The following is a 16,430-nucleotide window of genomic DNA, read 5'->3' as shown; positions in this document are numbered from 1 at the left end:
GCATGATGCCCCAAAGCGCCGTTCTCACCCGTTCGTCCGATACCGTCGTCCGCCCGACCGTCCGCAAGATCGGCTGGCCCGATTTGTCCGATGCTCTGGCTCAGGGCTTCGCCGATTTTTCGGCCAAGCCGAGCCACATGATCTTCCTCTGCATCATCTATCCCGTCGTCGGGCTTTTGATGGCGCGCATGACGGCACGGAGCGACCTCATTCCGCTGTTCTTCCCGCTGGTGGCAGGATTTGCCCTGATTGGTCCTTTCGCGGCCATCGGCTTGTATGAGCTGAGCCGTCGCCGCGAACTGGGGCTCGATGCGTCCTGGGGGCAGGTGTTCTCGCTGCGCCATGCCCCGTCGCTCGGGGCGATCTTCGAGGTGGGTGTGTTGCTCGCGGTGATTTTCGTGGCCTGGCTGGCCGCGGCCCATGTGATCTACGACGCCACGCTGGGGCCCGCCGCTCCCACCTCCGTGATGCTGTTCCTCGACGATCTCGTCGCGACCCCGGCGGGCTGGGCGCTGATCATCGTCGGGCACGCGGCCGGCGCCGTCTTCGCGGCCCTGGCCTTGACGGTCAGCGTCGTCTCTTTGCCGATGCTCGTCGACAAGCCGGTAGGTCTTGTAACCGCGTTGTCGACGTCGGTGCGCTGCGTGGCGGCCAATCCCATGACCATGGCGCTCTGGGGCCTGATCGTGGCGGCCGCGCTGATCGTCGGAACGCTCCCGTTGTTCGTCGGCCTGGCTATCGTGCTGCCGGTGCTCGGTCACGCCACCTGGCACCTGTATCGAAAGCTCGTCGAGGCCTAGGCGACGTGGGCGAATGCCACAAGTCACGGTTGCCATTCAAGCGCGCCTAGGCGGGCAAAGAGCGAGTCACGACTTGATGAACGAGAGCAGGTCGGGGTTGAGGACATCCGCATGCGTGGTGAGCATGCCATGTGGATAGCCGGGATACGTTTTCAACGACCCGTTCTTAAGCAGGTCGACCGCACGCGGCACTGAACTTGCGAACGGGACGACTTGATCAGCTTCGCCATGCATCACCAGCACCGGCACAGTAATCTTCTTGAGGTCTTCGGTATAATCTTCGAGCCATGAGTCGACCGTCGCGTAGTGAGCGAGGGCACCGCCGGCCATGCCTTGGCGCCACCAGTTCGCAATGATCGCCTCCGAAGGCTTCGCGCCATCGAGGTTGAAGCCGTAGAAAGGGTTCTCAGGCACGAAACGGTAAAACTCCGACCGGTTGGCCAGCACGCCTGCCCGGATCGCTTCGAACCACTCCGGCGGTTGACCGGCCGGGTTATCTTCGCTCCGGTACATGTTCGGCGTCAGCGATGCGACCAGCACCGCCTTCGCGACCCGCTCCTGGTGGCGAGCGACATAGCGAGCAACCTCACCGCCGCCCGTCGAATGCCCGATATGGATCGCGTCGCGCATGTCGAGGTGTTCTGTCAGGGCCGCGAGGTCGGCAACCCAGCGGTCCATGTCGTTGCCGGTGCTGGGCTGGTCCGACCGGCCGTGGCCGCGCCGGTCGTGGGCGATCACCCGATACCCGTGATGAAGGAAGAATGTCATCTGGGCATCCCAGTCGTCCGCTGTGAGCGGCCAACCATGGCTAAAAACGATCGGTTGACCCGATCCCCAATCCTTGAAGTAGATGTTTACGCCGTCTGCCGTCGTGATCGTGGACATTGCATCGCTCCCATTTGTGCTGCTGAATATTCAGCTGGCGAAAGAAAATGCATGCGTGGACTAGAAGGGGCTGTCGTCGCGGATGGCCGTCGAACTGCATTGTGGAGAATTACCCGGCCGAAGTACAAGCCATCGGCCGACGAGCCGACACAAAATACAATGGCAGTTTGGCAAGGTCTACATGGTCCCTTCGTTCCGATCAGCCGCGTAAGTCATCACTCGCTGGCGCGGCATCAGAGAGCAATATGAAGGGCGAACGGTCGGCCCCTTCCGCTCTTCGAAACATGCTGAGCAATTTATCGGCACCACAGCGGGGTGGAGATTCATCGGACGCGCTCCTGAAGTCGGAATTTGTCCACGCCGCCTAGCCCTTGGCGGCCATCGGCCAGATCAGGCGCCCCTCGAACGAGAAGACGAGCGTGCCGTCCGCCGTGCGCCCGGTATTTTCCGTCAGGATCAGGCCCTGTCCGGCGCGCGATGTCGGGCGCTTGCCCGTCACCTTCAGCGAATAGGTGATGGTATCGCCGGCTTGGACCGGCCGGATCCATTTGAGGTCGTTGAAGCCGGGCGACGGGCCGCCGACCGCCGCGGAGAGCCTTGCGGACTCGCGGGCTTCGGTCGAGCGGGTGCGGGCGGCGATATAATGCTTCATCCAGAAGGCGGCGGTCTGCCAGCCCGAGGCGATCAGCCCGCCGAAGTGGCTTGCCTTCGCCGCCTCGGCATCGAGGTGGAAATACTGCGGGTCGTAGGCTGTCGCGAAGGTGATGATCGCTTCCGGCGTAAACAGCTGGCTGCCGAGCTGCGTCTCGTGGCCGATTTCGGCGTCCTCGTAGAAGGCGGTCAGCGTCGGATCGGCCGGCGGAATGGATGATCCGGTGGCAAGCGGCGGCACATAGGCGCTGACGCTTGCGGCATGCCCGGTGCCGCGGCGCTGGACGATCATGGAAAAACGCTGCGTCATGACGCTGTCGTCGGCCCCGTTGCGCAGATCGAGCGCGATGGCGAGAAAGCCGCGATCCGGGCGCGACGCCGAGACCCGCTTGTCGACGATGGTGGTCACGAGGCTGAGCTGATCGCCCGGCCGCACCGGCCGCAGCCAGCGCGCTTCGTCGATCCCAGGCGCGCCCATCGACGCGACGTGGCGGACGAAGCCCTCGTAGAACAGCCGCATGCCCATCGCCGTCGTGTGCCAGCCGGAGGCCGCAAGCCCGCCGAGCAGCGAATCGCTGGCCGCTGCTTCGTCGAGGTGGAACGGCTGCGGATCATAGATCTGGGCGAAGGCGAGGATCGCTTCGCGGGTGACCGCGACCGGGCCGGAGCGGACGCTTTCGCCCGGCTCAATGTCCTCGAAATAGCGCAGATCAGCCAAACCGGCGTCCTTCAATTGGCGAAGCGGAAATGCAGCACGTCGCCGTCGGCGACGACGTAGTCCTTGCCTTCGAGGCGGAATTTGCCGGCATCGCGGGCACCGCTTTCGCCCTTGTTGGCGACGTAGTCGTCATAGCCGACCGTCTCGGCGCGGATGTAGCCTTTTTCGAAGTCGGTATGAATCACGCCGGCCGCCGCCGGGCCCTTGGTGCCTTGCGAAATCGTCCAGGCGCGAGCCTCCTTCGGGCCGACGGTGAAATAGGTGATGAGGTTGAGCAGGTCGTAGCCGGCGCGGATGACGCGGTTTAGGCCGGGCTCGGCGAGGCCGACGGCGTCGAGATAGTCCTTCTGCTCGTCCTGCGGCATCACCGCGATCTCGCTCTCGATGCGCGCCGAGACGACCACCGCCACGGCGTTCTCCAGCTTGGCGCGGGCGGCGACCTCTTCGGAAAAGGCGTTGCCCTTGTCGGCCGAGCTTTCCTCGACGTTGCAGACGTAGAGAACGGGCTTCGACGACAGCAGGCCGAGCCCCAAAAAGATCTTGCGCTCTTCCGGCTTCACCGCGACGAGCCGGGCCGGCTGGCCTTCGCGCAGCAGGACAAGGCAGCGGTTGACCAGATCGACCGTCTCCTTGGCCTCCTTGTCGCCGCCCTTGGCCTTCTTCTCCAGGTTGAACAGGCGTTTTTCCAGGGAATCGAGATCGGCGAGCATCAGCTCGGTCTCGATCGTCTCGATATCCGAAATCGGTGCGATCTTGCCGTCGACATGGGTGATGTCGTCATCGACGAAGCAGCGCACGACATGGGCGATGGCATCGCACTCGCGGATAGTAGCGAGGAACTGGTTGCCGAGGCCTTCGCCCTTCGAGGCGCCGCGCACCAGCCCGGCGATGTCGACGAAGGTCAGGCGCGTCGGGATGATTTCCTTTGACCCGGCGATGCCGGCCAGCGTCTCGAGGCGATCGTCCGGCACCGCGACGTCACCGACGTTGGGCTCGATGGTACAGAAGGGATAATTCGCCGCCTGCGCCGCCGCCGTCTGCGTCAAGGCATTGAAAAGGGTCGATTTGCCGACGTTCGGCAGACCGACAATGCCGCATTTGAAGCCCATGGCGTGTTCTCGATGAAGGTGCGCGTGAAAACGGATGTGCGCTGGTTACCGCGCGAGGGGGCACGCGGCAAGGTTGGCGGGGGGCGATCGCTTTTATCGGCACCTATCCAGCCTACATTGCCTCTCAAGCCCGGAGACGAGCGATGATCGTCAATCTCACCTCAGACCTGGAAGACCTCGTGCGGCGCAAGCTGCGGAATGGCCAATTCGGCTCGGAGAGCGAAGTGGTGGGTGAAGCCTTGCGCCTTTTGGGCGAGCGGGACCGACTTGAGACGTGGGACAAGGACGAGGTCCGGCGAGCCATTGCTGCCGGTATAGCTTCGCTTCAAGCCGGGCACGGGGTCGATGGCGAAAGCGTCTTCGAACGCTTGAATGCGGATCTGGGCGACGCGTGACAGTGGGCATTTCCCTTCCCCCTTGCGGGGAAGGGTTAGGGATGGGGGTCCGTCATCCTGCTTCTATTGGCGAAGAACGGCTCGACCCCCACTCCCAACCTCTCCCCGCAAGGGGGAGAGGAGCGAAGGTTGCGGCCTTCAATTTAGACCGCCCGCCGCATACCCCATATGGCCACGCCCGCGATCATCAGTGACACCACCGCATTCCAGCCCGCCAGCGACAGCCCCAAAATCCGGATCGCCACGGCGTCGCAGCGCACGACATGGACCGTCTGCAACTGCTTCATGAAATCGCCCATCGAACCCGCGCGGTCGAGGGTGCCGGTGCAGTCGCTCGGGCCCGCCCAAAAGCCCCATTCGACGCCGGCGTGATAGGCGCCGAACCCGGCGCTGCCGAGGAACAGCAGCGCCAGCAGGGCGAAGCACGCGACCAGCACGGCCCCGCGCCGGCGCCACGCCACAAGGATCGTCAACGCGCCCAAAACCATGCCGGCGTAGTAGGGCAGGCGTTCCTTCAGGCAGAGTTCGCACGGCAGAATGCCGGCGGCCTGGAAGGCGAAGGCGCCGCCGATGGTCGCCACCGCGAGACCCACGACGACGAAGGCCAGGATCAGCGGCGTGATGCGGCGGTCGAGAGCGACGGCTTCCATACTCATGTCAGATGATCTTCGCGGCGACGTAGAAGCCGACCAGCACGATCAGCACGAGGGCCACCATGAACACGCCGAAGAATCGCTCGAGGTAGCGCTTGATCGTCTCGCCAAAGGTGTTGAGCAGCAGCGCCAGCAGGAAGAAGCGCGCGCCACGGGTGATGAAGCAGAGAAGGACGAAGAGCGGCAGGTTGTAGGTGACGAGACCGCAAAAAATCGTCACCAGCTTGAAGGGGATCGGGGTCAGCCCCTTCACCAGAATGAAGGCCCAACCCCAGCTGTTGAAGAAGGTGCGGAGGTCGGCCACCTTTGTGTCGTAGCCGTAGAGATGAATCAGCCACTTGCCGATCGTCTCGAACAGCACCGCGCCGATGGCATAACCGAGCAGGGCGCCGAGCACCGAGCCGATCGTGCAGATCAAGGCGTAAAGCCAGGCACGATTGGGTCGCGCCAACGACATCGGCACGAGAATCACGTCCGGCGGCACCGGGAAGAACGAACTTTCGGCAAAAGCGATGATGCCGAGCGCCCAGGGGGCGTAGGGCTTTTCCGCGAGCCGCAGCGTCCAATGGTAGAGCCGCTTCATCGGCCCTTCGGCGACGGGCTGTCCCGGTACGGCGGTCAGCGGGGCGGCTTGGCTTGGGTCGCTCATCGCATCCTGCTCTCGAAAGGGCGCTCGGCATTCACCATCAGGCTTGGACCATGCGGGTAGGGCTGAAAGATGGTCCGCGGATCTGGGCGAACGGACGGCGGTTGGCGGCTTCCTTGCCATGCTTGCCCTCGCTTCGCCACCGTCTTGCCGCGCGGAAATCGACGTGCCGCCTTCTCAATGCTACGATCCCTTGGCCGCGGCTCCGTCGTCGGGCGAAATGTTAAGATTTTTGTCGAGGACGCGACCCAATGGCCGAGACTGTATGATCCTGATCCGATCCCTCGTTTTCAACGTCGCCTTCTACCTGTCTTTCATCCTCCTGATGATCATCGGCCTGCCGACCATGATCATCTCGCGCGGGAGCGTTCTGATCGTCGTGAGGCTCTGGGCGCGGGTGTCGCTCTGGCTGCTCGCCACGATCTGCGGCACCAAGGTGGAGTTTCGCGGGCTCCACAATCTCCCCAAAGGCGCCGCGATCATCGCGCCCAAGCATCAGTCGTTTCTTGAGACGATCGCCCTCATCGCGGTGCTTTCCGACTTCACCTACATCCTCAAGAAAGAGCTGATCGCGATCCCCTTCTTCGGCTGGTGGCTGAAGGCGAGCGACCAGATCGCCATCGATCGCGCCAAAGGCAGCGGCACCCTGGCACAGCTGCAAAAGGCGGTGCGGGAAAAGCTGGCGCTCGGGCGGCAGGTGGTGATTTTCCCCGAGGGGACACGCAAGCCGATCGGGGCGGCGCCGGCCTACAAGACGGGTGTCGCGATTCTCTGCGCGGATTGCGCGGTGCCGTGCACGCCGGTCGCGCTCAATGCCGGCCTGTTCTGGCCGCGCCGCAGCATGCTGCGCCCGCCGGGCACCGTCGTCATCGAATTCCTGCCGCCGATCAAGCCGGGCCTCGACAAGCGCCAGTTTATTCAAGCGCTCGAAACCGCGATCGAGCCGGCGACCGACGCGCTCGTGAACGAGGCGCTCCGGGCCAACCCCGGGCTCATGTTTAGCCAAAAGGTTGATGCCGCTGCCGCCTGAATGACTTGACATGTTTTGTGTTTGTTCTAGTCTTGTTCCTAGGGTGGAGCATGGATCATGCAGATCGTGGACGTAGAATTCCGAGTCCGTTCTCTTGCGGGCTTCGTTGGCACGACGGTCCGCGAGGCGCCGCTCGCCAGTCTGCTGGATGATGCCATGGCCGTGCGGTTTCACCGCTGGCACGGGCGTTCGGGCCAGCGCTACACCGCGACCGTTTATTCGATCGATCATGATGATCCGGCATCCGGCCTGCCGGACCTGGGCCCGGCCGTTCTCATCGCCGTGGCGCGCCATGGCGCTCGCCGCGCCATGGTCGGGTTGGTGACGATCGAACGCGACAGCGACTGGGCGCACGCTGTGGCGCGGCTGCATCCGGGCGCCGACGAATGGCATGTGCATCTCCTGGCCCCGGACCGCGCCGCGCGTGCTGCGGTGCTGGCCGATCTCGGGACCAGCCAGCGGGTGGCGAGCGTCGCCTAGAGCGCCGGCCGCTTAAGGGGACTTACTTAAGCGATAAGCCGTCGCTCTCTTTTCAAAGACCTAGAGCATCTTTCAAAGACTTAGAGCATCGGATCGCACGCAAAAGTCTGCAACTTTTGCGTCCGATGCTCTAAGGTCCCGTGCAGGCCCCCGGCATCATCAGAGGGCGCATCATCAGAGGGCGGCGGAAAACCGCTGCGTCAGCGCCTTCAACGTCGCGTCGGCAATGCCAAGCCCGGCCATGTGCTCGTAGGTGCTGCGGACGTAGTCGGGATTGGCCCCGGAAACACCGATGCCTTGTCCGACGAAGCGCTCGAGATCGGGCAGCTCCAGCATCCCCGCATATTGCAGATGGCTTCGGTCGACGGCGTAGGACACCGCCTTGACGATACGACCATCGGCGGTGGACGCCTTCAGCACGATCTCGCGATACACCATGGTCACCTGTTCGCGGGCCCGCAGATAGGCAATCGTCTCCGCCGCCTTGCTTTCGGCGACTCGGAAGGCGATGCCCTTGCAGGACCCGCCGCGGTCGAGCCCGAGCACCAGGCCGGGCCGCTCCGGCGTGCCGCGATGCACATGCGAATAGACGCAAAGCGCCCGGTGGTAACCACGGACGACCGCAATCTGCTTCTCTTCATAATCGAAGCCGGGGCGCCACATCAGCGACCCGTAACCGAAAACCCAGAGGTCGTTCTCCATCAGCGATCCGGACAAGAAAGGGACATGTTCCACGCCCAAAGGGCGGCGACGCTCGGACAAAGGTGACGTTCGAGCCGAACGCCGTTATGGCCTCGTCGTCCGTCCCCGGTCAAAGGCAGATTTATGCGTATCCTTGGAGTCCTCCTCGTTCTCGCCGTGCTGATCGGGGGTGCTTGGACCGCGTTCTGGTTCTACGCCGCGGGCGAAACCGGACGCTCGCTCGAGGCCTGGATGGCGCAGGAGGCCGCACAGGGGCGCCGCTGGGTCTGCCCGAACCGCGCCGTCACCGGCTATCCCCTGGCGATGGATGTGGCCTGCGATCTCCCGAGCTTTGCCGGCCCCATGCTCGGCGAACAGGCCGTCGGCTCGCTCGCCGGCCTGACGATGCGGGCTTCCCTGGCCAGCCCGAGCCACGCCACCCTGACGCTGGCCCCGCCCTTCGTCTATCGCACCGCTGGTGGGCAGACCGACTTCTCCGTTACCTGGTCGCGGATGAGCGTCGATCTCGACGGCCTGACGACGCAGCTGAATGCCGGGGCGGCGAGCGGCACCGACATCGTCGTTCAGGGACGATTCGGCGCTCTGGGCGCACAGGCCACGCGCGCGGCCAAGGCCGACGTGACCCTGGCGGCGTCATCTGGAACGGCCGATCCCGCGGTCGATTTCACGATTGCGGTCGGCGGCGCCGGCGTGCCGGTGCTCGACGATGTCCTGGGCGGCGTGCAGCCCGCCGAACTCACCCTGACCGGCCGCGTCACTCATGCCGATCTCGAAGACGCGCCTTCCCCGGCGGCGCTGATCGAACGCTGGCGGCAGCGTGGTGGCGCGATCACCTTCGCTTCGGCGCAATTGGCCCGCGGTCCGAGCCGCGTCGACGCCAGCGGCCCGCTTCACCTCGACGACGCGCACCGCATCGAGGGCAAGCTCGACGCGAGTTTTACCGGCGCCGGGCCGATCCTGCGCCGCTACGGGATCAACCCGAACCTCGCCGCGGCCGGCTCGATTCTCAACAGCCTGTTCGGCAAGCATGATGCGGGATCCAAGCCGGCGGGTCCCGACGCGATCAGCCTGCCCATCGTCTTCCGCAACGGTCGCCTCGGCGTCGGTCCGGTAGTGACCCCCGTCGCCCTGTCGCCGCTGTACTAGGGCATCGGATTGCTGTTGCTCTGCATGCTGTCGTTGCGAGCGCAGCGAAGCAATCCAGGCAGTTTGAGCGCCCTCGCCTGACGCAGCAGCCCTGGATTACGTCACTGCCCCCTCGAAGACGCGTCAAGGCAGGTCGGCCGCGATTTCGGGGCGCTGCGCTGTACAAAGGAAAAGCCGGTCAGGAGGCTGACCGGCTTTTCCTTAGATGCTGAATAGTGCCGGCGAAAAAATCAGCCGACGCTTTCCGCTTCTTCCTTGCGGTGCGAGCGGCGGTCGAAGAACAGTGCCTGGCTGATCACGGCTTTCAGGCTGTCGACGCCGAACGGCTTGGTGATGAGAAAGGCCGGCTCGGGCGGCGCGCCCGTGAGGAAGCGCTCGGGATAGGCGGTGATGAAGATCACGGGCACCGAGAAGGTGTCGAGGATCTGATTGACCGCTTCGAGGCCCGAGCTGCCGTCGGCGAGCTGGATGTCGGCGAGAATTAGGCCCGGGCGTTCCTTGCTGACCGCTTCCACCGCTTCGTGATGGGTGCGGGCGACGTTGACCACGCGGTGGCCGAGCTCTTCGACGAGGGTCTGCAGGTCGAGCGCGATGAACGGCTCGTCCTCAATGATCAACACGTCGGTGCGGATCTGATGGGCGATTTCCTTGCCCGCAGCGTCGATGAGCGAGGCGGCCTGCTCGACAGGGCATTCAAGCACCCGTCCAACTTCCGCCGTATCAAAACCTTCCAATGAGCTGAGAAGAAAGGCGATGCGGGGGCGCAGCGAGATGGCTTCGAGGTTGCGGCGGGCGCCGTGTTCATCGGAGGAGAGGTCGGGTTGGTCGACATGCGCGTTGACCGGCATGGAGCCCCAGACCTTGAGGAACGCGCGATAGAGCGAGGCGCGCACGTCGTGTCCGGCATCGAACCCGCTGGGATCGGCGACGATCGCCTCGAGGGTCGCCAGGACATAGGCGTCGCCGCCGGACTGGTTGCCCGTCAAGGCGCGGGAAAACCGGCGCAGATAGGGAATATGAGAGGCGATCGCTTGGGAAACAGACATTAACGTATTCCTCTCAACACTTCCGGCACTCTGCAGCACAAGCTCAAGCTAAGCAGCATAACGCGGACATCGAAGAAAAGTTCCGTCTGCACGGAACGAATTCTAAAGTGCCGCATTAACAAGCCAGCGCGTGCAACGCGCATCGCCGTCATAGCCTGAGATCCAACGTAGAGACCGAAAAGAATTGATTTCCATTTCGGTGCCAGAACGACCACTGCGGTCCCGCCTTCGAGGCGGCCAGCGGATTGCTTATGACCTCGTCTCACATTCGCATGCAAGACCCGCGTCGTCGCACGACGCCAGCAACACTTTGAGGTAAGCCCTTTGTCGTCTCTTCGTGTCAAAAAAACGACCGCCAAGCCGGAGATATCCGACCAGATCGGGCGGCAGTTGCGTTCCGTGTACAATGACGTTCTGGCGCAGCCCGTGCCCGACCGTTTTCTCGACCTCCTAAAGGATCTCGATACGCTTCCGCGACAGAGTGAAAAGAAGGCAGCCAAGTGACCGGTGAACCCGTCGTTACACCGCCTGTCCCAGCACCAAGGCCCCCCGCAAGCGCTCAGATGAAGGCCGATCTCATCGCCGTCATCCCGAACCTGCGTGCGTTCGCCGTGTCGCTCTGCGGCAATCCCGACCGCGCCGACGATCTCGTGCAGGAAACGCTGGTCAAGGCCTGGAGCAATCTGGGGTCTTTCGTCGAGGGGACCAACCTGCCGGCGTGGCTCTTCACCATTCTGCGCAACATCTACTATTCCGAGTATCGGAAGCGTCGGCGCGAAGTGGCTGATACCGATGGGGCGATCGCCGCCAAGCTCGCCGCGGCGCCGGCGCAGCACGGCCACATGGACTTCCTCGATTTTCGCGAGGCCCTGCAGCGCCTACCGACCGACCAGCGCGAGGCGCTGGTCCTGATCGGCGCGTCGGGTCTTTCGTATGAGGAAGCCGCCGGCGTCTGTAATTGCGCCGTCGGGACGATGAAGAGCCGCGTCAACCGGGCGCGCAATCGCCTGGCCGAGATGCTGTCGTTGAAATCCAGCGGCGAGTTCGGCAACGAGGGCGACTGGCAGGCGATCGATCCGATCTTCCTCGGCCAGCGTTTTTCGCGCACCGGCAGCGACTGAGCCGCCCAAGCCAACCGCTCTCTTTCCCGGACGGAAAGAGAGCGGTAAGACGCTGTGGAATTGCCACGGATCACAGGACATTTCCATGAGCGAGACCACCGCTAGCGCGACGCGCGCGGAAACCGACAGTTTTGGCCCGATCGACGTTGCGGCCGACCGCTACTGGGGCGCACAGACCCAGCGCTCGCGGGAAAATTTCGATATCGGCGGCCAGACCATGCCGCTCCCCGTCGTCCATGCGCTGGCGATGGTGAAGCGCGCCGCCGCCGAGGTGAACCACGCCCAGGGCGACCTCGAGTCTCATCTCGCAGACGCCATCGTCGAAGCGGCGCGCGAGATCGAGGACGGCCTGCTCGACGATCATTTTCCGCTGGTGGTCTGGCAGACGGGCTCGGGCACCCAGTCCAACATGAACGTCAACGAGGTGATCTCGAACCGGGCCAACGAAAAGCTCGGCCAGCCGCTCGGCACCAAGAAGCCAGTGCACCCCAACGATCACGTCAACCGCGGCCAGTCGTCGAACGACAGTTTCCCCACCGCCATGCATATCGCCGCGGTGCTTGAGGTCACGCATGCCTTGCTGCCGGCGCTGGAGCGCCTACGCGCCGCGCTGCAGGTCAAGGCCGAGGCCTTCGACCACATCATCAAGATCGGCCGCACCCATCTGCAGGACGCGACGCCGGTGACGCTTGGCCAGGAATTTTCCGGCTACATCGCGCAGATCGCCAATGCCGAGGCGCGGATCAAGATGACGCTGCCGGGCCTGTTGCAACTTGCGCAGGGCGGCACCGCCGTCGGCACCGGCCTCAACAGCAAGAAGGGGTTCGATACCGCCTTCGCGAAGAAGATCGCCGACTATACGGGCCTGCCGTTCGAGACGGCACCAAACAAGTTCGAGGCGCTCGCCACGCATGACGCGCTGTGCTTCGCCCATGGCGCGCTGAACGCGCTTGCCGCGGCGCTCTACAAGATTTCCAGCGACATTCGCCTTGCGGGTTCTGGCCCGCGCTCCGGCATCGGCGAGCTTCTGCTGCCGGAGAATGAGCCGGGTTCTTCCATCATGCCGGGCAAGGTGAACCCGACCCAGGTCGAGGCGATGACGATGGTCTGCGCCCGCGTCTTCGGCAACGAGACCACGGTGGCGTTTTCCGCGAGCCAGGGCCATTTCGAGCTCAACGTGATGAAGCCGGTGATCGCCTTCGCCTATCTCGAAAGCGTCCGGCTGCTCGCCGACGTTTCCGACAGTTTTCGCAAGAACCTCGTCGAGGGGCTCCAGGCCAACACCAAGGTCATCGGCGAACTGTTGAGCCGTTCGCTGATGCTGGTGACCGCGTTGGCCCCAAAAATCGGCTACGACAATGCCGCCAAGGTGGCGAAGCAGGCGCATCACAACGGCACGACTTTGCGCGAAGAGGCCCTGGCGCTTGGGTTCGTGACGGGCGAGGAATTCGATTCGATCGTCCGCGCCGACACGATGCTCGCGCCGCACTGAAGTGCTTCCCTTCTCCCGCAAAGCGGGAGAAGGTGGCCTCGCGGAGCGAGGTCGGATGAGGGCGTCGGGGAGGGGTCAAGAATGAGCGTTTCCGAAGAAAGATTGGTGGCGTTGAAGGCCTTGGCCGAACGGCCCGGCTCTGAAATCGACAGCTATATCCCAGAGCTCGACGTGGACTTCTTCAAGACCGCTGCAGTGGTCAGGTCCGCTGCAGTTGAACCCACGATACCGCTTGCTGCCGACGCGCAGCCGCTCTCTATGACGGTCGACGAAGAAGCTTCATTTATGGAGTCTCTAACCCAGGCTGAGCGAGGCGAATTCGCGACTGATGCGGAGGTCCGCGCCGTCTGGGCGAAGCATCGGCTGTAATCGTCGCTTCCTGGCACACCGGGTGAGCTTATCTCATGACGCGGGCGTTACGCTTTTTCAATCGATCAGTAGCCGGAGTAGGGCGGAGGCGCCGCCTCGCTCAATCCGAACGTAAGATAGTATTTCTGAGCTGCGCGCCAGCCCCTTACAAAGCTAGGGAGCCGCGGGTCGGGAATAAACTTAGTCTTGTTCCATGCGGGGTCGTACCAAGAGCCTAGAATAAGAGACTTGTTCGAAAACCGCGGATATATCACGGAGTACTTTCCAGAGAAAATAAGTCTTCTCTTGTTTAAGGCGCATCTGAGAGTGTTGACCATCCAGCCGTCGAGCGTCATCAATTCGTCTTTAGAGTCAACTAGTGCATAAAAACTCATGAGACCTCTCATAGGAGGGATCCGTTTGCCCTCTGAAAGCAGAGAGTAAATTAAATCCTCACTGCAGCCCCCGTATAAATAGTTGCGTATTTCGGAAACAAGACCCATCAAATCCCAGTCAAAAAATGGCAAAGACGACGAGGGCAGCGTTCTATTATGATTAAAGTTATGTTTATGTACGTATTGAATTAGGTATATTTGAATCAAACGAGATATCTTCGACTTAATTTTTTCAATCGCCTTATCGGATATTGCGCAGCCCTTTTGGCTAAAATCATATCCAAGAAACTTAAATTTTTGGATGGTTGAGATCTCATTCTGCGCTTTCTGAGACAGCAAACGTATTCCGTCGGACTTCTCAAAATTGATCTCTAATCCAGTATCATTGCAATGTTCGTGAAAGCACTGCTCTATCTTAATAGCGTCTTCATAGGTATTAGCGATTGCAACAACGTCATCCGCATAGCGAACAAATTGACCGTTGACGCCTTCTATCCTTTTGGCTAAAGCGTCATTAGCTAAATTTGCCAAAAATAAAGAAACGCTCGAACCCTGTGGCGTTCCAATCTCTTTTTTCTGCGAAAAACTGCCCAAAATATATTTTTTACGGGTCGCAAATTTATGAATTAAAAAAGCATCTATTACTCGTTTTTCAGCTTCAGATATGCTTATAATGCCGTAATTATCAAGAAGGCGCTTTATGTAAGCGTGGGGTATAGTATCAAAATAATTTTTGAAGTCAAATTGTATAACAAATATCTTGTCGCTTCTAAGATATTGCTTCAGATTTATAATTGCGTCGAATTGATTGCGGTCTGGACGATATGCAAACGGGTTGCCTGAAAAGCGCTTTAAATTTCTTTTTAGCAGTAAATTATTCAGAACAGTAGCAAACGCTGCATCTGGAACCGAAAACTCCATAATTTCACGTTTTTGTAAAGCTCCGGGCTTTGGAATTCGATGTAAGAGCGCTGCCTTCGCGGTGTATTTTTTGCGTAAAGAGGATCGCCATATGCCTCTTGCAATTTGTGAGGACCTCTTCAAGCAATATATAGGTTCGAATTGATTATCTAAAACAGGATATGTTTTCGGTTTCGGCAGACCCGCAGGTAAGCCAGTGCGCTTGCTAAACTTCTTCCTATATTCGGCTGCTTTTGCTTCTATCGCTGTTCTTTTCTTTAATAATTTTACGGCCCTAAATCTAATTGCTCTCTTAATTTTGCTTTGCAATTTAATCCCCATGACAGGCCGCAGAGCCGACATAGAGTAAGGGTTTTCCACAGCAAAAGGCTGTGTTCAAGGCAGGCCTAAACCCGCCCCGGCGTTGGTATTGCCATACCAGGTATTTCGTCGGCTCTGCTAGACCTCTTGGCCATACTTCACCGTGACATGCGCTTTCGCAGCAGGCAAGTGGCCGTTCAGCCGTTTGCGAGAATTCGCAGAGTGCTCCGTTAAATTTGCTCCTAACCCAAATTCATGCTGTCTCCGCCGACAAAGAGACAGACGCGTCAATTCACCGAAAGCATCATGACCACCGAACGCTACAACGCCCGCGAGGCCGAGCCCAAGTGGCAAAAAATCTGGGACGAGCGCGGGATTTTTCGCACCGGCAATAGCGGCACCGGCCCCAAATATTACGTGCTGGAGATGTTTCCCTATCCCAGCGGCCGCATCCACATGGGCCATGTGCGCAACTACGCGATGGGCGACGTGGTGGCGCGCTACAAGCGGGCCAAGGGCTTCGACGTGCTGCATCCGATGGGGTGGGACGCCTTCGGCATGCCGGCGGAGAACGCCGCGCGCGACAATGCCAGCCACCCCGCGACCTGGACTTATAAGAACATCGCAACGATGCGGACGCAGCTGCAGTCCATGGGCCTGTCGCTCGACTGGTCGCGCGAGGTCGCGACCTGCGACCCCAGCTATTACAAGCATCAGCAGCGCCTGTTCCTCGACTTCCTCGCCAAGGGCCTTGTCGACCGCAAGCAGGCCAAGGTGAACTGGGATCCCGTCGACCACACCGTGCTCGCCAACGAGCAGGTGATCGACGGCCGCGGCTGGCGCTCCGGCGCGCTCGTCGAGCAGCGCGAACTGACGCAATGGTTCTTCCGCATCGGCCTGTTCGCGGAAGACCTGCTGGCCGGCCTCGACACGCTCGATCGCTGGCCCGAGAAGGTCAAGGTGATGCAGCGCAACTGGATCGGCCGGTCGGAAGGCCAGATGGTCCGTTTCGCGCTTGCCGCCAACGCGTTCGGCACCACTGAGGTCGAGGTCTATACGACCCGGCCGGACACGCTGTTCGGCGCCAAGTTTTTGGCGATCGCCGCCGATCATCCGATAGCGCTGGCCGCCGCCGAGGGCAACCCTGATCTGACCGACTTCATCGCCGAGTGCCGGCGCAGCGGCACGTCGGCGGCGGCGGTCGAGACGGCGGAAAAGCGCGGCTACGATACCGGCCTCACCGTCGCCCACCCGTTCGACGCGACGTGGCAGCTGCCGGTCTATGTCGCCAACTTCGTGCTGATGGACTACGGCACCGGCGCCATCTTCGGTTGCCCGGCGCACGACCAGCGCGATCTCGACTTTGCCAACAAGTATGGCCTCGGCAATACGCCCGTGGTCTGCCCGCCCGATGCCGATCCCGCCACCTTCGTGGTCACCGACGTCGCTTACGACGGCGAGGGTAAAATCATCAACTCGCGCTTCCTCGATGGCATGACCATCGAGGCGGCCAAGGCCGAGGTCGCCAAGCGTCTCGAAGTCGCGAGCTTAGGGAACCGCCCGGTCGGAAAGCGCCAGGTCAACTTTCGCCT

At 61.6% G+C, this 16,430-nt stretch carries 18 protein-coding genes; 10 read left to right on the top strand and 8 right to left on the bottom strand.

From position 1 onward, the window contains the following. Positions 1-5: 5 nt before the first annotated feature. Positions 6-800: a DUF2189 domain-containing protein gene (locus GSQ79_RS11640; RefSeq protein ID WP_158808873.1), complete on the top strand. Its 795-nt coding sequence runs from the start codon at positions 6-8 to the stop codon at positions 798-800. Between the two features lie 66 nt (positions 801-866). On the opposite strand, the gene GSQ79_RS11635 is transcribed toward GSQ79_RS11640, so the two are convergent. From GSQ79_RS11635 to ychF, 3 genes are all read right to left on the bottom strand, one after another. After that, positions 867-1,685: an alpha/beta fold hydrolase gene (locus tag GSQ79_RS11635; RefSeq protein WP_158808872.1), complete on the bottom strand. Its 819-nt coding sequence runs from the start codon at positions 1,683-1,685 to the stop codon at positions 867-869. 364 nt (positions 1,686-2,049) lie between these two features. Continuing rightward, entirely contained in the window at positions 2,050-3,054 is a 1,005-nt protein-coding gene (locus GSQ79_RS11630; RefSeq protein WP_158808871.1) for a MaoC/PaaZ C-terminal domain-containing protein, read from the bottom strand. Between the two features lie 11 nt (positions 3,055-3,065). Further along, positions 3,066-4,163, bottom strand: a complete 1,098-nt coding sequence (gene ychF / locus GSQ79_RS11625) for a redox-regulated ATPase YchF (protein ID WP_158808870.1) — start codon at positions 4,161-4,163, stop codon at positions 3,066-3,068. Between the two features lie 143 nt (positions 4,164-4,306). Here ychF and GSQ79_RS11620 point away from each other — a divergent pair, with 143 nt between their 5' ends. Then, the gene (locus tag GSQ79_RS11620; RefSeq protein WP_158808869.1) at positions 4,307-4,558 is read left to right on the top strand and encodes a type II toxin-antitoxin system ParD family antitoxin; all 252 of its coding nucleotides are present in this window, start codon (positions 4,307-4,309) and stop codon (positions 4,556-4,558) included. Positions 4,559-4,701: 143 nt separating this feature from the next. Here GSQ79_RS11620 and GSQ79_RS11615 read toward each other — a convergent pair whose 3' ends face one another. Together GSQ79_RS11615 and GSQ79_RS11610 are read right to left on the bottom strand one after the other, a co-directional pair. Continuing rightward, entirely contained in the window at positions 4,702-5,214 is a 513-nt protein-coding gene (locus GSQ79_RS11615) for a disulfide bond formation protein B (RefSeq protein ID WP_368669938.1), read from the bottom strand. 1 nt (position 5,215) lies between these two features. Next, positions 5,216-5,794, bottom strand: a complete 579-nt coding sequence (locus GSQ79_RS11610; RefSeq protein ID WP_158808920.1) for a YqaA family protein — start codon at positions 5,792-5,794, stop codon at positions 5,216-5,218. Between the two features lie 328 nt (positions 5,795-6,122). Here GSQ79_RS11610 and GSQ79_RS11605 point away from each other — a divergent pair, with 328 nt between their 5' ends. Further along, positions 6,123-6,887, top strand: coding sequence for a 1-acyl-sn-glycerol-3-phosphate acyltransferase (locus GSQ79_RS11605; RefSeq protein WP_158808868.1), 765 nt, complete (start codon positions 6,123-6,125; stop codon positions 6,885-6,887). 57 nt (positions 6,888-6,944) lie between these two features. After that, positions 6,945-7,367, top strand: coding sequence for a hypothetical protein (locus GSQ79_RS11600; RefSeq protein WP_158808867.1), 423 nt, complete (start codon positions 6,945-6,947; stop codon positions 7,365-7,367). A gap of 174 nt (positions 7,368-7,541) precedes the next feature. On the opposite strand, the gene GSQ79_RS11595 is transcribed toward GSQ79_RS11600, so the two are convergent. After that, on the bottom strand, positions 7,542-8,069 hold the full coding sequence (locus GSQ79_RS11595) for a gamma-glutamylcyclotransferase (protein ID WP_158808866.1): 528 nt from the start codon (positions 8,067-8,069) through the stop codon (positions 7,542-7,544). 123 nt (positions 8,070-8,192) lie between these two features. Here GSQ79_RS11595 and GSQ79_RS11590 point away from each other — a divergent pair, with 123 nt between their 5' ends. Further along, positions 8,193-9,215: a DUF2125 domain-containing protein gene (locus tag GSQ79_RS11590; RefSeq protein WP_158808865.1), complete on the top strand. Its 1,023-nt coding sequence runs from the start codon at positions 8,193-8,195 to the stop codon at positions 9,213-9,215. 230 nt (positions 9,216-9,445) lie between these two features. Here GSQ79_RS11590 and GSQ79_RS11585 read toward each other — a convergent pair whose 3' ends face one another. Then, on the bottom strand, positions 9,446-10,261 hold the full coding sequence (locus GSQ79_RS11585) for a response regulator (RefSeq protein ID WP_158808864.1): 816 nt from the start codon (positions 10,259-10,261) through the stop codon (positions 9,446-9,448). Between the two features lie 324 nt (positions 10,262-10,585). Between GSQ79_RS11585 and GSQ79_RS11580 the strand changes: the two genes are divergently transcribed. The 4 genes from GSQ79_RS11580 (at position 10,586) to GSQ79_RS11565 (ending at position 13,243) form a co-directional block, all read left to right on the top strand. Then, entirely contained in the window at positions 10,586-10,765 is a 180-nt protein-coding gene (locus GSQ79_RS11580) for a NepR family anti-sigma factor (RefSeq protein ID WP_158808863.1), read from the top strand. A 59-nt stretch (positions 10,766-10,824) separates the two neighbouring features. Further along, entirely contained in the window at positions 10,825-11,382 is a 558-nt protein-coding gene (locus GSQ79_RS11575; protein ID WP_158808862.1) for a sigma-70 family RNA polymerase sigma factor, read from the top strand. 85 nt (positions 11,383-11,467) lie between these two features. Further along, the gene (gene fumC / locus GSQ79_RS11570; RefSeq protein WP_158808861.1) at positions 11,468-12,874 is read left to right on the top strand and encodes a class II fumarate hydratase; all 1,407 of its coding nucleotides are present in this window, start codon (positions 11,468-11,470) and stop codon (positions 12,872-12,874) included. A gap of 81 nt (positions 12,875-12,955) precedes the next feature. Then, positions 12,956-13,243 (top strand): hypothetical protein, encoded by a 288-nt coding sequence (locus GSQ79_RS11565; protein WP_158808860.1) that lies wholly within the window; start codon positions 12,956-12,958, stop codon positions 13,241-13,243. A 65-nt stretch (positions 13,244-13,308) separates the two neighbouring features. Here GSQ79_RS11565 and GSQ79_RS11560 read toward each other — a convergent pair whose 3' ends face one another. Beyond that, positions 13,309-14,898: a reverse transcriptase domain-containing protein gene (locus GSQ79_RS11560; RefSeq protein WP_158808859.1), complete on the bottom strand. Its 1,590-nt coding sequence runs from the start codon at positions 14,896-14,898 to the stop codon at positions 13,309-13,311. 246 nt (positions 14,899-15,144) lie between these two features. Between GSQ79_RS11560 and GSQ79_RS29470 the strand changes: the two genes are divergently transcribed. Then, on the top strand, positions 15,145-16,430 hold a 1,286-nt coding region (locus GSQ79_RS29470), incomplete at its 3' end, for a leucine--tRNA ligase (RefSeq protein WP_246725268.1).

The organism is Beijerinckia sp. L45 (genome assembly GCF_009765775.1).
In the GTDB taxonomy this organism is placed as follows: Bacteria; Pseudomonadota; Alphaproteobacteria; order Rhizobiales; family Beijerinckiaceae; genus RH-AL1.
Note: the sequence above shows the minus strand (reverse complement) of the source record. Positions and strands in the feature narration are given on the sequence as shown.